At 60.8% G+C, this 835-nt stretch carries 1 protein-coding gene; it reads left to right on the forward strand.

From position 1 onward, the window contains the following. Positions 1-419 precede the first annotated feature (419 nt). On the forward strand, positions 420-835 hold a 416-nt coding region (locus tag A5780_RS11030), incomplete at its 3' end, for a helix-turn-helix transcriptional regulator (RefSeq protein WP_156769441.1).

Genomic DNA, 835 nt, shown 5'->3' on the forward strand with positions numbered 1-835 from the left:
CAGCTGCACGGCGAATTGCCGGACGAATTCCGCCAATTCGAGGTCGTCGGCGGTGTCGGCGTAGGTCTGGATGAGGTGAGCGGCGTCACTGACCTGCGACGCGACCCGATAGCCTCGGTCGAGGTCGGAGGACAACAACTCCCGGCGCTCTGGACTCATCATTAAATTCCCTCCCGCACTGCGCCAAAGGCGCTTTCGAACCAAATTCGTTGCACGACGGCATGCCTCGACGGTGTGGCAGCCGAAAACGCATATACCCCTGTGTATTCATGACCGGAGTCACACCCGATTGTGTGGTTGCGGCCTGTATGCGCTTGCGATCTAGCTCTAGCATTGTGTGCACAGTGCAGGGGGTCAACGGTTGCAGCGGGGACAACTTGTGCCCGGTGGCGCCACACGAGCGGTGGGGAGGGAAGCCCATGACAATACCGGCAAGGTTAAGGAACGTCGGCGCGTTCATCGAAAAGCGCAGGAAGCAACTGGGTTTGGACCGGTTCCAGCTGGGCCAGCAGGTCGGGCTGGCGGCGGACACGATCAAGAAGATAGAACTCAAGAAGCGTCCGCTCGTCGACGACAACATTCGAAAAGTGTTGGCAGCCTTGGAAGTCCAGGACAACAACGTTCGCCTTCTTCTGTCGGCGCGGGAGGGGCGGCTGCGGTCCGACGACAGTGCCCCCTGCGATTTGGAGCTTCGCGCTATCGAGGCGATCACGGTGCCGGTGTTCATCCTCAACACGGTCATGGGGCGGATCGTGGCTGCCAACCAGGCGTGTGAGTCGTTGATGCATTTGCGCGCCGGTGTGAGCATCTACGAGTGGCTGGTCGCCGACCCGTG

This window comes from Nocardia sp. 852002-20019_SCH5090214 (genome assembly GCF_001665865.1).
Lineage (GTDB): Bacteria > Actinomycetota > Actinomycetes > Mycobacteriales > Mycobacteriaceae > Nocardia > Nocardia nova.